We start from the raw sequence: 18,512 nt of genomic DNA, 5'->3' as shown, positions 1-18,512 counted from the left end.
TTGCCAGCAAGGCAACATCCGTTTAGTAAAGCTTGGATGGAGATCTCACCACCTGCGACCGCAGGCAGGGCCGGTCAGTCCAAGCGCAAGGCCTCTGCGAGGCGGCGCCCGTTGACATAGACTTCGGCGCGGACAGCACCCACGGCTGCCACCGCCGTTTGGGTCAGCTGCGCTTCCACGCGGGGGGCATCACAAACTCCTCCCAGCCGCAGTGCTCCGGCCAAGTACAGAGTGACCGTGGTGCCGTCGAAGCTGCCCGACAGGAATTTCAGGTCGGAACCGGACAGTGCGTTGTAGAGGTCACGTGCCGGCTTGGACAGCACTTCTTCGGTTGGTGCTTCCAGCAGCGCCCCCACCGCGGCAGCCAGGGGCTCCTTTCCGCCGGGACTGGTTCGCGCCACCCCCACCAGGCTGTCGTTGCAGCCGAAGCGCACGCCGTTGCTGCCGCCGTCGTCCAGCAGCACGTAGTAGGCCGTCACGGCCTCCACGGCAGCGGCATTGCCTGAGGGATCCGGCGCGGATGGCGCAGGACCTTCCGACGCCGGTACTTGCCACGTTCCCCCGCCGGGCAGGGAGGTGCCGCCCGGTGAAGTTCCGGTGGAGGTGGCAGGGGTCCCTCCGGCCTGCGTTTCCAGTAGGTCGGGGCTTGCCGGTATCCCCGTAGGAGGCGGGTCCTGTGGCTGCGGAGTGGGGTCGGCAGGCGCTGCCGCAACAGTGGGTTCGGGGCCGGCGCCCACCAGCGGGGCGGAGGAAGGCGGGTCAGGGGGTGGAGGGGACGGACTGATGCAGGAAGTGAGCCACAGTGGAAGCACGAGGGCAGTTGCCGCCATTACGGCGCGCACCGCCGGCACTCGCCTTTCGCCGCTGCGCCTGTCTGCCATGCATGCACCGCAATCCCGTCCCGGTACGTTCCGTGGATTAACGTTACGGCCGGCGCATTTGCTAAAGAATGTCTGCGAGGTACCGGTTGGGACAAGACTTGGTCACGGCAGTTCCCCATGGGATGTCAGGATCCCCGGCGGTCCGGCCACTCCTTGCCCGCCCAGGGATCGTAGTCGGCGATGAGCTCCTCCTGCGGCGGCCGCTCCGCCTCGGGGATGTGCTGCAGGTTTACCCGGACGCGGTACCAGAGCGAGCTGGACCCACGCATTCCATCAACCAGTACGTCAGCGGGATGCAGGATCGGAACGAGGTGCGCATGCCGTAACTTCCACTCGTCCAGGGCGGCCAGCGCCTCGGGTTTGGTCCTGGTGCGCGCAACTTCAATCAGCGGCATCACCGACTGCCGGCGTCCGGAGCCGTCGCCGCTGCGCGGTGCTTTTTCGGCAGGGCCAAGTTCAGCGGCCAGTGCCAGAAGCCGGTCCAGTGAGCCCGCCGCATCGTCTATCCCGGTGTGGGGATCGCCGACGTCTGCGAAACGTGCGGGCACCGTTCGCACCGTGAACTGCTCCGGCCGGGCGGAGCGCACCTCATCCCACGCCAGCGGCGTTGACACGCGGGCATCGGGCAGGGGCCGGACCGAGTAGGCGGACGCCACCGTGCGGTCCTTTGCGTTCTGGTTGAAATCAACGAAGACGCTCTCCCCGCGCTCCTCCTTCCACCACCGTGCTGTGGCGAGGCCCGGGGCGCGGTTCTCCACCTCGCGGGCAAGCGTTTCGGCTGCGAGCCGCACATCGCGGTACGACCATTGCGGTGAGATGCGGACCAGGATGTGGAGCCCGCGGGACCCGCTCGTCTTCGGCCACCCCACCAGGCCGACGTCGTCGAGCACTTCATGCGCCACGTACGCGACGTCGACAATCTGCGGCCAGTCGACCCCCGGCATGGGATCCAGGTCCACGCGCAGCTCATCAGGGTGCTCGAGGTCCTCTGCCCGAACGGGGTGCGGGTTGAGGTCAAGGCAGCCAAGATTCAACACCCATGCCAAGCCTGCGGCATCGCGGATCACGGCCTCTTCGGCTGATGTGCCGGAGGCGTAATGCAGAGTAGCGGTGCCGATGAAGTCAGGATGGTTCTCCGGTACGCGCTTCTGGAAGAACGGTTCAGCGTCGATGCCCTTGGGGAAACGCTTGAGCACCATGGGCCGGCCGCCCGCGCCGCGGAGCGCGCCGTCTGCGACGGAGAGGTAATAGTTCACCAGGTCCAGCTTCGTCAGTCCGGGCCCGGGGAACACTATTTTGTCAGGGCTTGAGATGCGGACCTCGTTGCCGGCGATGTCGAGGATCTCGGCCGGGGCCTTCGAGGGGTTCATGGCGTCACGCTAGCAATGATCGGCTGCGGCAGCCAGAGTGCGGGCCTGCCGGGTTAAGCACAAAAGTGCCCGGCGCGAACATGCGCGCCGGGCACTTGGGAGGGCGGCTTAGGCTGCAGGCTGGACGGCTGCAAGGGCATCGAACACGCCCTTGATCTGCTCCACAACCTCTGCATCGTCCTTCGGGTGCAGCTCGGCGAAGCGCACCATGGAGCCCGGAACAGCAAGCTTGACGTCCTCCAGGACCTGGGCGCCGGCGATTCCTGCGGCCTTGCGGGCTTCGTCCTGCGCCCAGACTCCGCCGTACTGGCCGAAGGCAGTGCCCACGACGGCGGTGGGCTTGCCGGCGAGGGCGCCGGCACCGAAGGGGCGGGACAGCCAGTCGATGGCGTTCTTCAGTGCGGCAGGAACGGTGCCGTTGTGCTCCGGGGTCACCAGCAGGACAGTGTCAGCCTCGCTGGCTGCGGCGCGCAGGGCGGCAGCGGCGGCGGGAACCTGGCCTTCGACGTCGATGTCCTCGTTGTAGAAAGGGATGTTGCCCAGGCTCTCGTGGATGACAACTTCCACCTGCTCAGGCGCGTTCAGCTGGATGGCTTCCGCCAGCTTCTGGTTGGTGGACTCGGCGCGCAGGCTGCCGACGAGGGTGAGTACCGTGCTCTTGGTCATGTGGACTCCTGGGGTAGGGGCGGCGGGAAGGGGGGCCGCCGGCCGGGGAACAACAGAGGCTTGTTGAGCCTTCACCCATCTAAACGGACTGCGGTCCGGTTCTTATTCCCCGGGTCTAGAATATGGAATGTGAGCTCCATCTCAATGCGGCCCCAGCTGCCCTCAAGGGACGCCGCGGAACGCAGTGATGCCGCCCGGAACCGGGAGCGGCTGCTCAGGGCGGCGCGTGAACTGATCGCCGAATGCGGGGCGGAAGGGCTCACGATGGACCGGCTCGCCCAGCAGGCAGGGGTGGGCAAAGGCACTATCTTCCGCCGTTTCGGCAGCCGGGCCGGACTCATGCTGACGCTGCTCAGCGAATCCGAGGCAGCATTCCAGGAGCGCTTTATGTTCGGGCCGCCGCCGCTCGGCCCTGGAGCGCCGGGGCTGGAGCGCCTTATCGCGTTCGGCGTGGAACGCATCGCCTACATCATGGAGTTCGGTGAGCTGGTACTCGCAGCGGAAAACACGTCGAGCGGGCGTTTCGAGCCCCCGGCTGCGGCCCTGTGGCACCGCCACATCGAAGTGCTGCTGCGCGAGGAGGGGTTCGAAGCGGACCCCTGGCTGATGGCCCGTTCGCTGGCGGCCACCCTGGCCCCGGACCGGCTCCTCAACCTCGTCCGGGTGCATGGCGTGGGTGCGGAGCGACTGGCTGCATCTTGGCAGGAACTTGTCACAAGGGTTGTCAGCGGCGCGTAGGTTACGCCTTTCTCGGCCCCCTCGTCCAGTCACATCAAGTTCAAAAATTCATTCATAACAATCTGATACGGGGACGTAGTTTTGCGCGCATTCGCCCGCAACTTGAAGGGTCGCATGTGATAGTTTCCTCTTCGAATGTGACCCGCAACATAGTCCACAGGACTGGTCTTCAGCGGGTTGCCAGCTACCCGCTGGCAAGGACCCTGCGAGGCGGTACAACCCCCGCTAACGCGGGGAAAACGGAAGGATCCAGCACGTGATTGTTGATTTGCCCGATACCATGATCCACCTGCGCACTCCCTGGTGCTCCGACATCCAGCTGCCGGCGGCGAAACAGAACTAGTTCCATGCTCAGGTACCTCGCAAAGCGCGGCATCACGTACGTATTTATGATCTTCCTGACCACCTCGGCGGGATACTTCCTTGCTGTCAGTTCCCTGAAACCGGCCTTGCTGGAACAGGAACGCATTCCCCGCCCCACACCTGAGCAGGTGGCAAACTCCATGCGCCTCAAGGGCCTGGACCCGGACCTCAGCCCGTGGGAGCGCTACGTGGAATGGCTCACGGGCATCGTCACTCGCTGGGACTGGGGCCGCAGCCCCAACGGTGCCTACATCAACGCCGAGTTTGGCGACCGCGTGTGGATCTCCACCCGGCTTTTCCTGGCATCCATCATCCTGACTCTGGTCATCGGAGTGGCGCTGGGGGTCTACTCCGCCGCGCGCCAGTACAAGTTCCAGGACCGTGTCATCACGTCCTACAGCTACCTCGCGTACATCGTGCCCGCACCCATCGCCTACTTCCTGGTGCAACTGGGTGCCATCAACATCAATGAAACCGTGGGGGAGCGCATCTTCTTCGTCACCGGCATCTCCACCCCGGGAACAGCCCCGGGATGGACGCAATTCGTGGACATGCTGGCGCACTACGCCGTTCCCACCATCGCCATCACCCTGGTGGGCTGGGGTTCCTACCAGATAGCCCAGCGCCAGTACCTCCTGGACAACGTCAATGCAGACTTTGTCCGGACGGCCCGCGCCAAAGGCCTTACCCGCAACCAGGCCATCTCCCGGCACGCGCTGCGGGTTTCGTTCATCCCCGTCGCCCAGAGCATCGCCTTCACCATCCCGGCTATTTTCGCCGGCGGGTTCTTTGCGGAGAAGATCTTCGCCTGGCCCGGCGTGGGCTCCTGGAGCATCGACGCCATCTCCCTCCAGGACGTCAATGCCGCCACGGCCACGCTGGCCTACGGCTCCGTCATTTTCGCCCTGGGGGCCATCCTGGCGGACTTCGCCACCACCCTTGTTGACCCGAGAGTGCGGGTGCAGTAACCATGACCAACCTCAACGCCGTGGACCCGGCAGCGGTCGCCCAGGACGCGCACCTGGAGAATGCCGACGTCATCATTGGCAAAAACACCATCATCTTCCGCCGCTTCCTGCGCAATAAAACGGCGGTGGCCGGCCTTGCCATCTTCCTCGCCCTGACGATCTTTTCCTTCGTCGGCGGTTACTTCACCCAGTGGGACAAGGAGACCATCGACCCCTTCAGCATTGGCATGCCGCCGTCAGCCGAGCATTACCTCGGCACCTCGCAGGCAGGCATCGACCTCTACGCCATGACTGTCGAAGGCACCAGGATCTCCATCCTGATCGGCCTGGTGGTGGGACTTGTGTCCGTCCTGATCGCCGCCGTCTACGGGTGCACCATGGCGTACTTCGGCGGCAAGGTGGACAAGGTGATGCTCTTCATCCTGGAGGCGCTCATCATGATGCCCGCACTGCTGGTGGTGGCCGTAGCCACCAGCAGCGGAGGCGGTGCCACGTTCAAGCAGAGCCTGCCCTCTTGGCTGCTGCTGATCATCGTGCTGCTGGTCTTCAGCTGGATGGGCACAGCCCGCCTGATCCGGTCCTTGTCCATGTCCCTGATGCAGCGGGACTACGTCAAGGCCGCACAGTACATGGGCGTCCCGCCGCGCCGGATCGTCTGGCGCCACCTGGTCCCCAACATCGGCTCGTTGCTGGTCCTGGACGTCACCCGCGGCGTCACAGGCGCCATCCTGGCCGAGGTGGCCTTCTCCTTCATCGGCATCGGCATCAAGGTCCCGGACGTGAGCTTGGGTGTCCTTATCGGCGCAGCCACCTCACAGGTGCAGACTTTTCCCTGGATGTTCTGGGTCCCCCTCACCGTGATGTTCCTGCTCACCGGCTCGCTGGCCATGATGAACGACGGACTGCGCGACGCCTTTGATCCCAGCTCCAGCTCCAGCGGCCGGGCAAGCAAGCGCAAGGCCCTGAAAACCCGCGTGAAGAGGGACGCCTGATGAGCAGCGAAATCGTCGCCGGGCCCTTGGAACAGCCCCAGTCAGGAGTGGAGCAGCTGCACGTCGCGGGGTTGCACGGTCCCACCGACGCCGTCCTGTCCGTCCGGGACCTCAACGTCAGCTTCAACACTGAAAACGGGGTGGTACACGCCGTCCGGGGCGTTGATTTTGACCTTCTGCCCGGCAAAACCCTCGGCATCGTGGGTGAATCCGGTTCCGGCAAATCCGTCACATCGCTGGCGATCATGGGTCTATTGCCCGCCACCGCTGAGATCACGGGCTCGGTCCGGCTTCATGGCAAGGAGCTGCTGGGCCTCAGCGACAAAGCGATGTGCACCTACCGCGGCAACGAGCTTTCCATGGTCTTCCAGGACCCCTTGTCCTCCCTGACGCCTGTTTACACCGTGGGCACCCAGATCATCGAAGCGCTCACCATCCACAATCCCGGCATGGGCAAGCAGGCCAAAGAAGCCCGCGCCGTCGAGCTTTTGGCCATGGTGGGGATCCCCAGCCCCAAGCACAGGCTCAAAGCCTTTCCCCACGAATTTTCCGGCGGCATGCGCCAGCGCGTGATGATCGCCATCGCCATCGCGAACAACCCCCGGGTCCTGATCGCGGATGAGCCGACGACGGCGCTGGACGTCACCATCCAGGCCCAGGTCCTGGAGGTGCTGCATACCGCCCAGGAGGAGACGGGCGCCGCCGTCGTCATGATCACGCACGACCTCGGCGTCGTGGCGGGCATGGCAGACGACATCATGGTGATGTACGCAGGCAAGCCAGTGGAAACAGGGGCGGTGGAGGATATCTATTACAACCCCCGGATGCCCTACACCATGGGCCTGCTGGGTGCCGTGCCGCGGGTGGACGTCGCAGGGAAGGCCTCGCTGGTGCCCATTGAAGGCATGCCGCCCAACCTGATCCACACACCCGCCGGCTGCTCATTCGCGCCCCGCTGCCCCCTCGCTTCGGACGCCTGCCTGGACGGCGAACCTGCGCTGGCGCCAGTGGCGGGAAGCAACCTGCACCGGGCCGCCTGCATCAAGTCCGGCTCGCTCGGCGGCGACGTCGACGTTCACGACGTCTTCTCGGCCCCGCCGGTGCCTGTCTCCAAATTCGACTCCATCCCGCGCGGGGAGCGCCCCACAGTCCTGCAGTTGAGGGATGTGCGGAAACACTTCCCGTTGACCAAAGGCGCCCTGCTCAAGCGGCGGATCGGCACGGTGAAAGCCGTGGACGGGCTCAGCTTCGACATCCGCGAGGGGGAATGCTTCTCCATTGTGGGCGAGTCAGGCTCAGGCAAGACCACTACCCTGCTGGAGATCATGGAGTTCCACAAGGACCAGGACGGCGAGGTGGTGATCGGCGGGCTCAGCAACAAGCAGGCTAGCGATGCCCGGACCAAGAGCGCCATGCGGCGGGAACTCCAGATGGTGTTCCAGGACCCCACCGGCGCCCTGGACCCCCGCTTCACCGTCTACGAAGTCCTCGCCGAACCGCTCCAGAACGCGGGTATGAACCGGCAGGCCATCAAAAAGCGCATCATGGAACTGATGAAGCTGGTAGGCCTCCAACCGGACCACGTCAACCGCTTCCCCAACCAGTTCTCCGGCGGACAGCGCCAGCGCATCGGCATAGCCCGGGCCTTGGCAGTGAATCCGAAACTTGTGGTCCTCGACGAGCCCGTCTCCGCCCTCGATGTCTCCGTCCAGGCCGGCGTGATCAACCTCCTGGACAAGCTTCGCGCCGAACTGGGCCTCAGCTACCTCCTGGTGGCGCATGACCTTTCAGTGGTCCGGCACATCTCCAACCGCGTGGCCGTGATGTACCTGGGCAAGATCGTGGAGATCGGCGAAGTGGACCGGGTGTTCGATAACCCCCGCCACCCCTATACCCGCGCCCTGCTCTCGGCAATCCCGGTGCCGGACCCGCGGATGGAGCGGACCCGCGAACGGATTATCCTCCAGGGCGACCTGCCCTCCCCGCTGGATGCCCCCAAGGGCTGCAACTTCGCCACCCGCTGCCCCGTCTTCGCCGCCTTGCCGGCTCCAAAGAAGGAAAAGTGCCTCACCCTGGAACCTCCATTGGAACCAGTGGCACCCTCCGCGGCGGACCAGGCCCTGGCGGCCGGCCCACTGCCGGCCCCGGACCAGCGCTTTGCCTGCTTCTTCCCGGACGGGGAACTGGACGAGGACATGCTGGTAGTCCATGATTCGGCGGACCACCATGCACCGTAGATTTTTTCCACCCATCACCAGCATCACCACCGGCAACAACGAAGGGAACACCATGAGGAACCTGACCACGATCGGCGGAGCGGCGGCCATTGCTGCCGCTCTGACCCTGACGGCCTGTGGCAGTGGTGGCGGAGCCACCGGGCCGGAAACGGCCAAGGGGCAGGAGGCAGGCAGCGACTTGTCGAAGCTCATCAGCATCAACGAAAAGCCGGCAGCCGATCTTGAACAGGGCGGCAAGGTCACCCTCCCGTTAGGCAACATCGGCCCGGTCTTCAACGGTTTCTCCAACAGCGGCAACAGCGCGGACAATACGGCACTCCACCGTCCGATTGACGGGGCTGCAACGTGGGGCTGCTGGGACGTCCAATTCGACGGAAAGGTCGTTCCCAACAAGGATTTCTGCGAGGAAGTCAAAAGCGAAGTCAAGGACGGCAAGCAGACCATCACGATCAAGGTGAATGAGAAGGCCACCTACAACGACGGCACGCCCATTGACGTCAAGGCCTTCCAGAACACGTGGAACATCCTCAAGAGCCCTGACGCAGGCTACGACATCGTCAGCTCCGGCAACTATGCCTTTGTGGAATCAGTGGAGGCGGGCAGCAACGACAAGGAAGTCATCGTCAAGACCTCCCAGCCGGTCTATCCCTTGGATTCATTGTTTACAGGCATCATCCACCCGGCCGTCAATACCCCCGAGATCTTTAACGAGGGCTTCAATGGCGACATGCACCCCGAGTGGATGGCCGGCCCGTTCAAGCTGGACGAGTACGACACGGCCGCCAAGACCGTGACCCTGGTTCCGAACGATAAGTGGTGGGGCGCCAAGCCCGTGCTCGAGAACGTCGTCTTCCGGCAGTTGGAGAACAGCGCCCAGATTGCCGCCTTCAAGAATGGCGAAATCGACGCCATGTCAGCCAACACCATCTCGCTTTACAAGCAGCTCGAAGGCACGAAGGATTCCGAGGTCAGGCGAGGACAGCGGCTCTTCGCCGGTGGCATGAACATCAATGCCCAGAAGATCACCGACGTCGCTGTTCGCAAAGCCATGTTCGCCGCGGTCGATCGCGAAGCCATCCGCAATGTCCGCTTCAACGGCCTCAACTGGCAAGAGCCCAGTTCCGGCTCCATGTTGTTGTTGCCCTTCTCCGAGTACTACCAAGACAATTACCCCGTCAAGGAAACCGGGCCAGAAGCTGCCAAGAAGATCCTTACCGACGCGGGCTACACGCCCAACGCTTCAGGCATCATGGAGAAGGATGGCGTTCCCGTCACTTTCAAAGTCGCCAACTTCGGTGATGACCCCACTTCCCTGGCCACCACCCAGACCTTGGTGGACCAGTTGAAGGCCGGAGGCATGGACGTGGGAATCGCACAGCATGGGTCGGCTGACTTCGGCAAGATCGTTGGAGGCCGTGAGTTTGACGTCAGCCTGTCGGGCTACACCGTCAGCGCGGATGCTACCGAGGGGGTAACGCAGCTCTACAATTCGGAAATCAACGTCAACAAACTCGGCGACGCCGAACTGGACGCCGACATCGCGAAGGTGGCGTCCATCGAGGACAACGCCGAGCGCAACAAGGCGGCAATGGAGATCGAGAAAAAGCACATGGCCAAGTACTACTCCATGGGAGTACTTTTCAACGGCCCGCAGATCTCGTTCGTCCGCACGGGCCTGGCCAACTACGGTCCGTCGTTGTTCCGGAGCCTGTCCCAGGTTCCGGACTGGACCACCCTCGGCTGGGAAAAGAAGTAGCAGCACCCGCTGACTGAATAATCGCAGCACGGCCAGGCCGGCACCTCCAGACCAGGGGGTGCCGGCCTTCGCCGCCTGCCCAAGACGCTCTCTCACTTTTCGCGGGGTTTTCCGGCAACGCTCTCTCGCCTCTGAGCCTGGGGGCGGGCCGAGGGCGTGCGGGAGTACGGTAGCCCTATGAGTGACTCCAAACGCACCATCCGCACTGCCGTCGTCGGCTATGGACTTTCGGGCAGCGTCTTCCACGCCCCCTTGATCGGTGCTGACGGACGCTACTCACTGGACATTATCGCCACATCCAATGCGGAGCGGCAGAAGGCGGCCACTTCCCGCTACCCGCGCGTGAGGACAGTGCACGACGGCGAGGCGGTCCTCACCCACGCAGCTGACCTTGACCTTGTGGTGCTGGGAACCCCGCCAGCCACGCATTACCCGCTCGCCAAGGCGGCCCTCGAGGCCGGGCTGGATGTTGTGGTGGACAAGCCTTTCGCGGTGAGCAGCGAGGAGGGGCGGGACCTCATTGCCCTGGCGCGTCAGCTGGGCCGGGTGCTGACGGTTTTCCAGAACAGGCGGTGGGACGGGGACTTCCTGACGCTCCGGAAGCTTTTGGCGGCGGAGGCCGTGGGGAAGGTGGCGCGTTTCGAATCGCGGTTCGAGCGGTGGGCGCCCACCATAGCGAAGGCCTGGAAGGCGCGGGCCACTGCGGCGGACGGCGGCGGTGTGCTGTTCGATCTCGGGAGCCACCTGATCGACCAGGCCCTCCTGCTGTTAGGCCCGGCCACCGTGGTCCATGCGGAACTGAAGGCCAGGCGGCATGATGAGCGGGCGGACGACGACGCGTTCCTGGTGCTGCGGCACGACTCCGGGGTGCTGAGCCACCTCACCATGAACATGCTGTGCGCGCAGCAGGGCGCACGGTTCCGCGTCCTGGGTTCGGTAGGGGCCTTCACCAAGAACGGTGTTGATCCGCAGGAGCCCTACATCCTGGCCGGCGGCAGCCCCCTTGACGACGAGTATGGCCGGGAGTCGCCCGAGTGGGCAGGGCTCCTGGGCCGTGACGGCCACCTGGATGCCCTGCCCACCGAACGCGGCGCCTACCCGGAGTTCTACCGGATCCTGGCAGACAAAATCCTCGACGGCGGAGCAAAGTCATCCCTGCCCCTCCCAGTGAACCCGGAAGACGCCGTCGAGTCCCTCAAATTAATTGAAAAAGCCCGCGAACTGGCCTCGGCGAGGACTTAAATCCGAAAACGCTGGACGACAGACATCCGGCAGCGTGCTCCCCACCAGCACCCTAACCTCGCAAGCTCGGCCAGGGAACCCTGCTGGCGTGGGCCCAAGCTCAAGCGGAGCAGCACGCAGAGGATGTGTGTCGTTCCACGCAGCGGGACAAAGCCTTACGCCGAGACCAGTTCGTGCCAGTCCGCTACGAGGGGAAGGTTGTGGGCTTCGGATACGGAGTGGTGGGCCACGTGGCCGGCGGCGATGTTGAGGCCGGCTGCGAGGGCGGGATCCCGGTCGAAGGCGGCCTTGACGCCCAGGTTGGCCAGGGACACGGCGTAGCGCAGGGTCACGTTGGTCAGGGCGTAGGTGGAGGTGTTCGGTACGGCGCCGGGCATGTTGGCCACGCAGTAGAAGATGGTGTTGTGGACCTTGTAGGTGGGTTCCTGGTGGGTGGTGGGGTGGGTGTCCTCGAAACAGCCGCCCTGGTCCACGGCGATGTCCACCAGGACCGAGCCGGGCTTCATCCGGGCCACGAGCTCGTTGGTCACCAGCTTGGGGGCCTTGGCGCCGGGGATCAGGACGGAGCCGATCACCAGGTCGGCGTCCACTACTGATTTTTCGATCTCGTACTTGTTGGATGCCACGGTGGTGAGCCGGCCCTGGTACTGGGCGTCCAGTTCGCGCAGGCGGTTGATGTTGATGTCCAGGATGGTGACGTCCGCGCCGAGGCCCAGGGCCATGGCGGCGGCGTTGGTTCCGGCCACGCCCGCGCCCAGGACCACCACTTTGGCAGGCCGGACGCCGGGTACGCCGCCGAGCAGCACGCCCTTGCCGCCGGCGGGGGCCATCAGGGAGGAGGCGCCCACCTGGACGGAGAGCCGGCCGGCCACCTCGGACATCGGGGCCAGCAGCGGGAGGGTGCGGCCTTCCTGGACAGTTTCGTAGGCGATGGCGGTGACGCCGGAGTTGATGAGTTCCCGGGTGAGTTCGGGCTCGGCCGCGAGGTGGAGGTAGGTGAAGAGGATCAGGCCCTTGCGGAAGCGGTGGTATTCGGCCTTGATGGGTTCTTTGACCTTCATGACCATGTCGGCGCGGGCCCAGACGTCGTCGGCCTCGTTGACGATCTCGGCACCGGCGATGGCGTATTCCTCGTCGGTGATGCCTGACCCCAGCCCTGCGCCACGTTCCACCAGCACGGTGTGGCCGTGGGTGCGGAACTCGTGGACACCGGCGGCGGTGATGGCCACCCGGAATTCGTTGTTCTTGATTTCTTTGGGGACACCGATGATCATCGTGGGCTCCAGGTTCTCGGCCGGTAAGCCGGAAAGTGCGGAAGGATTTCGTCTTTCCACGATAAATCCGGTTGTGAGCCAGCTGACATCCAGCATCCGGCACCGCTGCAGTAGAACCCCGGTTTTCCGCGGATTTCGCTGCCGTTGACTCGACGTTTGTTGAGCCGTGGAGCGTCAAGTGTCGCCTCATGTCCGTTCGTGCTCCCCGGTGCGGAAGCAGTAGTGTTGGCCCATGCAGCAGCAGGACGTGGAGCAACTGGTCGAGCAGGTGGCGCAGAAGCTGGGCCGCGGCCTTTCGTTGGAGGACCTGGACGGGGTGCTGCTCGCCTACAGCTCCAACCAGTCCCATGCCGACCGGGTCCGGGTGAACTTCCTCCTCAGCAAGAAAGTGCCGGCGGATGTCAGCGCCTGGCAGCTTTCGCATGGCATCGCCACCGCCGTGCGGCCGGTGGTGGTTCCCGCCAATCCGGACCTGGGCATGCTGGGCCGCGTCTGCGTTCCGCTCATGGTTCGCGGCTTCCGGGTGGGGTACCTCTGGGTGCAGCAGGACTCGGCGGAGGAAAATCCGACGGCGATCCTCACCCAGTTGCCGGCCGTCACCAACGAGGTCGAGATGCTCTCCGCCCTGCTGCTCGATTCCAACACCGCCGAGTCTGAATTCCGGCGCGGGCGCGAACGGGAATTCCTGGCTGCCTGTGCCGGGGAAACGAATGCGGTAGCGGCCGTGGCAGGGTGGAAGGAAGTCCAGGGCCGCGGGCCGTGGCAGATGGTGACGGTGCTGGACGCCGACGGCTGGGCCGGGGGCCCGGATCCGACCGCCACAACCCTGATCCACCGCTCCGCAGCACTCCAGGCGACGGTGGGTGTGGACGCGGCCCTTTTCAGCGCCGGGACGGAAACCCACTCGGTGGTGCTCTTCCGTGAGTCGTCCGGCAGGGCAAACCATGCGCAGGTCCTGGTCCATTATCAGCTCGAACTGGCCAAACGCTCCGGCCGCCCGGTGCACCGGATCATCCTGGGCATCAGTGAAGGATTTGCCAAGCCCCGCGAGCTCGCCGAGGCCTACCGGCAGTCTAAGCTGGCCGCCCAGGCCGCCGCGGTGGATCCGCAACTCGGGGAGCTCGTGGATTGCCGGTCCACGGGCGTCTATCAGCTTCTGGCCTCCGCCGGGGGAGGGGCCGGCGCCTGGTTTGACCCGGGATCCGTCTACTTCCGTACGCTGGAGGACCACGACCGCAACGGCGAACTCATCCCGGTCCTGGAACTCCTGTACGACAATGACGGTTCCGTCCAGGACGTCGCAGCCAAACTGCATCTGCATAGGAGCAGCATCTACAACCGGTTGGGCCGCATCCGCCAGTTGCTCGGGGTGGACCCGCTGAAGGGGATGCCCCGCCTGGAACTCCACGCCGCCCTCAAGATGAGGCGGTGGGCGGCGCGGCCCCGGGTCTAAGGGCGGATATCAGGCCTCGCGGCTCTCGTCCCTGCCCGCATTCGACGCAGCCTTATCCGGGGCAACCTCATCTGCGCCCTCATCGGCTGCCTGGCCGGCGGCCGCCTTCTTCTGCCGGTCCTTCTTCTGCTCCTCGAGCCAGGCCATGATGGCGGTCCGTGGAATGCGCCGGTGGCTGCCGCGGTACTCCACGGGGATCTCACCGCGGTCGGTCATGTTCCGCAGGTAGGTGTGGGAGATTCCCGCGAGCTCCGCTGCCTTGGAGGTGGTCAGCATGTCCTCGATGCTGCTGACCGTCACGGCCTCGCCGCGGCTGAACCGCAGGAGGAGGTCAACGACGGCGTCCCGCGCCAAGGGTGGGAGCCGGTGGACTGTGCCGTCAACAAAAACTGTGATGTCGTCGCTGCCGGCGAGGGCCCGTTGCAGCTTCCCGGCCTCCCCGGGCGGGAGGGCGTCCGCGATTCTGGGAGCGATCAGTGCCATGACCCCAGCCTATCGGGCCTGCCGGCCTGGCGGGCCCGGTAGTGCCGGGCCATGGCCGTTCGGACTGTATGCTCGCCTGATGGCATTGAGTGGTGGCCGGGACGTTGAATCCGGGGGTTTGCAGGGAAAGCTTTACGCTTCCGTCCAGCCTGCCGGGGTGGGCGGGGAGACCGGAGACCGGCCCACCTACGTCCTGCTGCACGGAATAGGCGTCTCGCACCGCTACCTTGCGCGGTTGCACCGCGAGCTGGCTGAAGGCGCCGACGTCTACTCCTTCGATCTCCCGGGCTTTGGCAAGTCGTCACGGCCCGGCCGCCAGTTGCAGGTTGAAGATTTTGCCGACTTTGTCAGCGCTGTCCTGGCCGACGCCGGCGTTTCCGCCTATGTACCGGTGGGTCACTCCATGGGCACGCAGTTCGCGGTGGAACTGGCCCGGCGCGAGCCCGAGCGGGTGGCCGGGGCGGTGCTCATGGGTCCGGTGGTGGAGGCCAGCCGCAAGTCGGTGGCCAGGCAGGCGATGGCACTGACGCGGGACGCGATGTTCAGCGAGTCCCTCACGTCCAACGCCATCGTGTTCAGTGACTACTTCCGGGCCGGCCCGCGCTGGTACCTGACGGAATTGCCGGTGATGATGGAATACGCCTTGGAGGAACGGCTGGCCGCCGTCAGGCAGCCGGTGCTGGTGCTCCGCGGCACCAAGGATCCCATCGCCCGCCGGCCCTGGTGCGTGAACCTTGCCGAGGTTGCCCCGCAGGGCACCATGGCCGAGGTCCTGGGGCAGGGCCACGTCTTCCAGCACACGGCCCCGGCGATCGCCGCGCAGGCGATCAGCGGCTGGGTCCGGGCCGTGAACGGGTTCGGCGTTACGGCCTGACGCCGGGGCCAAGTGCTGATTTCAGCGTCGAGGAGTACGCCGGGCTTCTTCGGCGTCCGGGAGCCGACGCCTTCTGGACGCCTCGGAAGTCGAGATCGTGCGTTTGCCCGCGCACTACCGTGAAGTCCTGGTAGGGGTGCCTGTTCCATAGGAACGCACCGACCATGCAGTGCAGTGCTGGATGGAACGCAGCCAGAACCTCCGCGTCATACCGGATTGTTGGAATCCTGCTGTTCCTCCGGGTCCAGGTCCTTTCCGTAGCCGGTGGCAGAGGCCAGCCCTGCCACTTGCTGGCCTGCGTTAGTTTGGCCGGGCGTGAACCCGCCGTCCCGGAATGCGGCCTGATCTCCTCCGGATCCGGGAGTCACATCGCCCCGTAAGTGCTCATCGGCGGGGAGGTCATTGGTGTTGCCGGGCTGCTTGTCGCTCATACCTCCAGCGAATCACGCCCCTGAGGTGACGAGCAACACCTTCAGAAACCAGGGATCTATTACAAAACGAGCACGGCAGGCACCGCCGCCCGTCCCGGCAACGAACCGGACAGCGAAGCCAAACACGCCCTGATCCAGCAGGCTCCTACAGGCCCAGCTCCTCCAGCACAGGCAGCTTCTCGCGTACCCACGCCCGCGCCTCGGTGGCGCTCGGCGCTGACAGGGCCAGCTTGGCCAGCTGCTGCGCCTCCTCCAGCGTTACCGTCTTCAACACCGCTGCCACGGCCGCCAGGGAACGGGCCGTCATGGACAACGTGCTGACGCCCAGTCCGGTAAGGACGACGGCGAGGGCCGGGTCCGCGGCCGCCTCACCACAGACGCCCACGGGTTTGTTGTTGCCCTCCGCGCGTGAGCCTTCCACTGTCAGGCCCACCAGGCGCAGGACAGCCGGTTGCCAGGGGGTGTTGAGGTTGGCAAGCGGGCCGAGTTGCCGGTCGGCGGCCATGGCGTACTGGGTGAGGTCGTTGGTGCCAAGGCTGGCGAAGCCCACTTCGCGCAGGATAGCTTCGGCGGTGAGGGCGGCGGAGGGCACCTCCACCATCACGCCGGGAGTCTTGATGCCTGCATCCGCGCACATGGAAGCAAAACGCGCAGCCTCTTCCGCCGTCGAGATCATGGGGGCCATGACCCACACGTCCGCTTCGGACTGCTTCTCGGCCAGCGCAATTGCTTCCAGCTGGCGGTCCAGTACGCCGGGGGTAGTGAAGTCCGTGCGGTAGCCGCGCACTCCGAGGGCCGGGTTGGGCTCAGTGGAGTCCGTCAGGAAGGGCAACGGCTTGTCGGCGCCGGCGTCCAGGGTACGCAGCACCACCTTCTTGCCGGGGAAGGCATCAAAAACGCCCTTATAGGCCGCGGCCTGCTCTTCCACGCTGGGCTCGGTGTCACGTTCCAGGAAGCAGAACTCGGTGCGGAACAGCCCCACGCCCTGGGCGCCCAGCTTGGCTGCCGCCTCGGCATCCTTGCCGCCGCCTACATTGGCAAGCAGCGGCACCAGGTGTCCGTCCGCCGTCGCGCCGGTGCCGCTGAATTCGGCCAGCAGGGAAGCTGTTGCCGCCCAGGCCTCAGCTGCGGAGCGCAGGGCTTCGTCCGGCTCTGACGTGATGATGCCCGCGGCGCCGTCCACATACACTTCGGTGCCGTCCGGAAGCTCGTCCACCCCTACCGCTGCAACGACGGCCGGAAGCCCCAGGGAACGGGCGATGATGGCGGTGTGGGACTGGGGCCCGCCGCCCGCTGTGACAAGCGCGAGGACCTTGTTCGGGTCCAGGGTGGCGGTGTCGGCCGGGGCCAGGTCCTCGGCCAACAGGACGAAGGGGGTGGTGGAGGCGGGGATGCCGGGCGCGGGCACACCCCGGAGTTCGGCGACGATCCGGGCGCGCACGTCCAGGACATCGGTGGCACGTTCGGCCATGTAGCCGCCCAGATTGTGCAGCATTTCCGAGACTGAGGAGCCGGACTCCCAAATGGCGCGCTCGCTGGAGGTTCCGCGGGCAACAAGCTTGGCTGCTCCCTTGATCAACATGGTGTCCTTGGCCATCAGCGCGGTGGCCTCCAGGACTGCCTTGCCGTCACCGGTTGCATGGGCGGCACGCGACTTCAGCTCGTCGTGCACAGCCTGGGCGGCTGCCTTCAGGGCTGCGGTGGCTTCCTCGGCTGTGGTGCCTGCTGCCAGCTGCTCGCCGGCCGGAGGTTCACTGATGGGTTTGGGCATCTGCCGGACGGTGCCGATGACGCGGCCTGGGCTGACGCCTACTCCTGGGAAGTTCTGCACTGAAGGTCCTCATTCTCTGCCGGTTGCAGGCCCGCCGATCTGTCCGGCGCCATGCCGGTCCGCCGGGGACTGCTACATCCGGAGGCGGGAAACGTGCCTGAAAAAATTGTATGTGATTCAGTTCATATAGCATTGCTATAGGTGCTAGGGTAGCGGTTATGAGTTTGGATGGCCAGCTTCCCCCCAAGATGCGGCTGCTGCGTGCAGCGGCCGAGCTGCTGGCAAACTCTGCGGGAGCGCCGGTTTCCACCCGCCAGATCACGCAGCTGGCAGGGGTGACAGCTCCCACGCTGTACCACCACTTCGGTGACAAGGAAGGTCTGTTCGACGCCGTCGTCGCCGCAGGGTTTGAAGAGTATGTTGCGGGCGAAAGGGACTTCGCCCCCTCCGGGCAGCCGCTCGAGGATATCCGGAGAATGTGGGACAACCATGTGCAGTTCGGGCTCAACCAGCCGGAGCTGTACCTGGTGATGTTCGGCAATATCCGCCCGGAAAGCCGCCCCGCCATCGTTGCAGACGCCGAGGCGCTGATGGAGGAGATGCTGAACAAGGCAGCGGCGGCGGGCCAGCTGAACGTCCAGCCCCGGGAAGCTGCCAGGTCCATCCTGGCTGCCAACGTGGGAGTGACGCTGATGCTGATTGCGGAGCCCGCCTCCGAACGGAACCTCGAACTGTCCACCATGACCCGGGACGCCATGATCTTCGCGGTGTCAGCCGAGCCCAACAGCGGCGCCGTTCCCGGGGACACCGGAAGGTCCTCGGTGGTGGTGGCCGCGATCGCCCTGAACGCCGCACTTCAGGCCTCGCACTCGGACCAGCTCTCCAGCTCGGAACTCAAACTCTTCCTCGAATGGCTTCACCGCATCTCCGCCAGCCCCACGGGCTGAAAAATGCCAGCACGTCCAGCAGTACGTCGTCGTAAGTATCGGACCATCCTGCGGAGCCGCAGGAAT

The 18,512-nt window shown here is 65.2% G+C and carries 16 protein-coding genes; 9 read left to right on the top strand and 7 right to left on the bottom strand.

The annotated features are described in order from the left end of the window. Positions 1-74 precede the first annotated feature (74 nt). From FBY31_RS23360 to FBY31_RS12945, 3 genes are all read right to left on the bottom strand, one after another. The gene (locus FBY31_RS23360; protein WP_235013049.1) at positions 75-842 is read right to left on the bottom strand and encodes a hypothetical protein; all 768 of its coding nucleotides are present in this window, start codon (positions 840-842) and stop codon (positions 75-77) included. Between the two features lie 164 nt (positions 843-1,006). Further along, on the bottom strand, positions 1,007-2,251 hold the full coding sequence (gene ligD, locus FBY31_RS12950; RefSeq protein ID WP_142041497.1) for a non-homologous end-joining DNA ligase: 1,245 nt from the start codon (positions 2,249-2,251) through the stop codon (positions 1,007-1,009). A gap of 108 nt (positions 2,252-2,359) precedes the next feature. Beyond that, entirely contained in the window at positions 2,360-2,917 is a 558-nt protein-coding gene (locus FBY31_RS12945; RefSeq protein WP_142041494.1) for an NAD(P)H-dependent oxidoreductase, read from the bottom strand. A gap of 129 nt (positions 2,918-3,046) precedes the next feature. Here FBY31_RS12945 and FBY31_RS12940 point away from each other — a divergent pair, with 129 nt between their 5' ends. The 6 genes from FBY31_RS12940 to FBY31_RS12915 all read left to right on the top strand — a co-directional run bounded on the left by FBY31_RS12940 (position 3,047) and on the right by FBY31_RS12915 (position 11,213). Continuing rightward, the gene (locus FBY31_RS12940; RefSeq protein WP_442858178.1) at positions 3,047-3,655 is read left to right on the top strand and encodes a TetR/AcrR family transcriptional regulator; all 609 of its coding nucleotides are present in this window, start codon (positions 3,047-3,049) and stop codon (positions 3,653-3,655) included. A gap of 347 nt (positions 3,656-4,002) precedes the next feature. Then, positions 4,003-4,986: an ABC transporter permease gene (locus FBY31_RS12935; protein WP_142041491.1), complete on the top strand. Its 984-nt coding sequence runs from the start codon at positions 4,003-4,005 to the stop codon at positions 4,984-4,986. 2 nt (positions 4,987-4,988) lie between these two features. Continuing rightward, positions 4,989-5,978 carry an ABC transporter permease gene (locus tag FBY31_RS12930; RefSeq protein ID WP_142041487.1) on the top strand — a complete coding sequence of 330 codons (990 nt, stop codon included), beginning with the start codon at positions 4,989-4,991 and terminating at the stop codon, positions 5,976-5,978. Beyond that, positions 5,978-8,215: an ABC transporter ATP-binding protein gene (locus FBY31_RS12925; RefSeq protein WP_142041484.1), complete on the top strand. Its 2,238-nt coding sequence runs from the start codon at positions 5,978-5,980 to the stop codon at positions 8,213-8,215. Before FBY31_RS12930 ends, FBY31_RS12925 begins: the two co-directional genes overlap by 1 nt. A 52-nt stretch (positions 8,216-8,267) precedes the next feature. Beyond that, positions 8,268-9,971 (top strand): ABC transporter family substrate-binding protein, encoded by a 1,704-nt coding sequence (locus tag FBY31_RS12920; RefSeq protein ID WP_142041481.1) that lies wholly within the window; start codon positions 8,268-8,270, stop codon positions 9,969-9,971. A gap of 177 nt (positions 9,972-10,148) precedes the next feature. After that, on the top strand, positions 10,149-11,213 hold the full coding sequence (locus tag FBY31_RS12915) for a Gfo/Idh/MocA family protein (protein ID WP_142041478.1): 1,065 nt from the start codon (positions 10,149-10,151) through the stop codon (positions 11,211-11,213). A 155-nt stretch (positions 11,214-11,368) separates the two neighbouring features. Here the strand turns inward: FBY31_RS12915 and ald are convergent, their stop codons facing one another. After that, positions 11,369-12,487 (bottom strand): alanine dehydrogenase, encoded by a 1,119-nt coding sequence (gene ald / locus FBY31_RS12910; RefSeq protein ID WP_142045351.1) that lies wholly within the window; start codon positions 12,485-12,487, stop codon positions 11,369-11,371. A 232-nt stretch (positions 12,488-12,719) separates the two neighbouring features. Here ald and FBY31_RS12905 point away from each other — a divergent pair, with 232 nt between their 5' ends. Next, the gene (locus FBY31_RS12905; protein WP_142041475.1) at positions 12,720-13,940 is read left to right on the top strand and encodes a PucR family transcriptional regulator; all 1,221 of its coding nucleotides are present in this window, start codon (positions 12,720-12,722) and stop codon (positions 13,938-13,940) included. A 9-nt stretch (positions 13,941-13,949) separates the two neighbouring features. On the opposite strand, the gene FBY31_RS12900 is transcribed toward FBY31_RS12905, so the two are convergent. Then, positions 13,950-14,423, bottom strand: a complete 474-nt coding sequence (locus FBY31_RS12900; protein ID WP_142041472.1) for a helix-turn-helix domain-containing protein — start codon at positions 14,421-14,423, stop codon at positions 13,950-13,952. A 79-nt stretch (positions 14,424-14,502) separates the two neighbouring features. On the opposite strand from FBY31_RS12900, the gene FBY31_RS12895 reads away from it, so the two are divergent. Beyond that, positions 14,503-15,297, top strand: coding sequence for an alpha/beta fold hydrolase (locus FBY31_RS12895; RefSeq protein ID WP_142041466.1), 795 nt, complete (start codon positions 14,503-14,505; stop codon positions 15,295-15,297). 206 nt (positions 15,298-15,503) lie between these two features. On the opposite strand, the gene FBY31_RS12890 is transcribed toward FBY31_RS12895, so the two are convergent. Continuing rightward, positions 15,504-15,728, bottom strand: coding sequence for a hypothetical protein (locus FBY31_RS12890; protein ID WP_142041465.1), 225 nt, complete (start codon positions 15,726-15,728; stop codon positions 15,504-15,506). A 145-nt stretch (positions 15,729-15,873) separates the two neighbouring features. Next, positions 15,874-17,559 carry a phosphoenolpyruvate--protein phosphotransferase gene (gene ptsP / locus FBY31_RS12885; RefSeq protein WP_142041464.1) on the bottom strand — a complete coding sequence of 562 codons (1,686 nt, stop codon included), beginning with the start codon at positions 17,557-17,559 and terminating at the stop codon, positions 15,874-15,876. 158 nt (positions 17,560-17,717) lie between these two features. On the opposite strand from ptsP, the gene FBY31_RS12880 reads away from it, so the two are divergent. Continuing rightward, positions 17,718-18,446, top strand: a complete 729-nt coding sequence (locus FBY31_RS12880; RefSeq protein WP_142041462.1) for a TetR/AcrR family transcriptional regulator — start codon at positions 17,718-17,720, stop codon at positions 18,444-18,446. Positions 18,447-18,512 lie beyond the last annotated feature (66 nt).

The organism is Arthrobacter sp. SLBN-100 (assembly GCF_006715305.1).
Lineage (GTDB): Bacteria > Actinomycetota > Actinomycetes > Actinomycetales > Micrococcaceae > Arthrobacter.
The sequence above is the reverse complement of the archived record's forward strand: the minus strand, read 5'-3'. Positions and strand labels throughout refer to the sequence as shown.

Bases quoted from the DNA above. Each gene is read 5' to 3' on its own strand.
- FBY31_RS12900 (WP_142041472.1), bottom strand. From the start codon at position 14,423: ATGGCACTGATCGCTCCCAGAATCGCGGACGCCCTCCCGCCCGGGGAG.
- FBY31_RS12945 (WP_142041494.1), bottom strand. From the start codon at position 2,917: ATGACCAAGAGCACGGTACTCACCCTCGTCGGCAGCCTGCGCGCCGAG.
- FBY31_RS12930 (WP_142041487.1), top strand. From the start codon at position 4,989: ATGACCAACCTCAACGCCGTGGACCCGGCAGCGGTCGCCCAGGACGCG.
- FBY31_RS12880 (WP_142041462.1), top strand. From the start codon at position 17,718: ATGAGTTTGGATGGCCAGCTTCCCCCCAAGATGCGGCTGCTGCGTGCA.
- FBY31_RS12925 (WP_142041484.1), top strand. From the start codon at position 5,978: ATGAGCAGCGAAATCGTCGCCGGGCCCTTGGAACAGCCCCAGTCAGGA.
- FBY31_RS12905 (WP_142041475.1), top strand. From the start codon at position 12,720: ATGCAGCAGCAGGACGTGGAGCAACTGGTCGAGCAGGTGGCGCAGAAG.
- ald (WP_142045351.1), bottom strand. From the start codon at position 12,487: ATGATCATCGGTGTCCCCAAAGAAATCAAGAACAACGAATTCCGGGTG.
- FBY31_RS12915 (WP_142041478.1), top strand. From the start codon at position 10,149: ATGAGTGACTCCAAACGCACCATCCGCACTGCCGTCGTCGGCTATGGA.
- FBY31_RS12920 (WP_142041481.1), top strand. From the start codon at position 8,268: ATGAGGAACCTGACCACGATCGGCGGAGCGGCGGCCATTGCTGCCGCT.
- FBY31_RS12890 (WP_142041465.1), bottom strand. From the start codon at position 15,728: ATGAGCGACAAGCAGCCCGGCAACACCAATGACCTCCCCGCCGATGAG.
- FBY31_RS12895 (WP_142041466.1), top strand. From the start codon at position 14,503: ATGGCATTGAGTGGTGGCCGGGACGTTGAATCCGGGGGTTTGCAGGGA.
- ligD (WP_142041497.1), bottom strand. From the start codon at position 2,251: ATGAACCCCTCGAAGGCCCCGGCCGAGATCCTCGACATCGCCGGCAAC.
- FBY31_RS12935 (WP_142041491.1), top strand. From the start codon at position 4,003: ATGCTCAGGTACCTCGCAAAGCGCGGCATCACGTACGTATTTATGATC.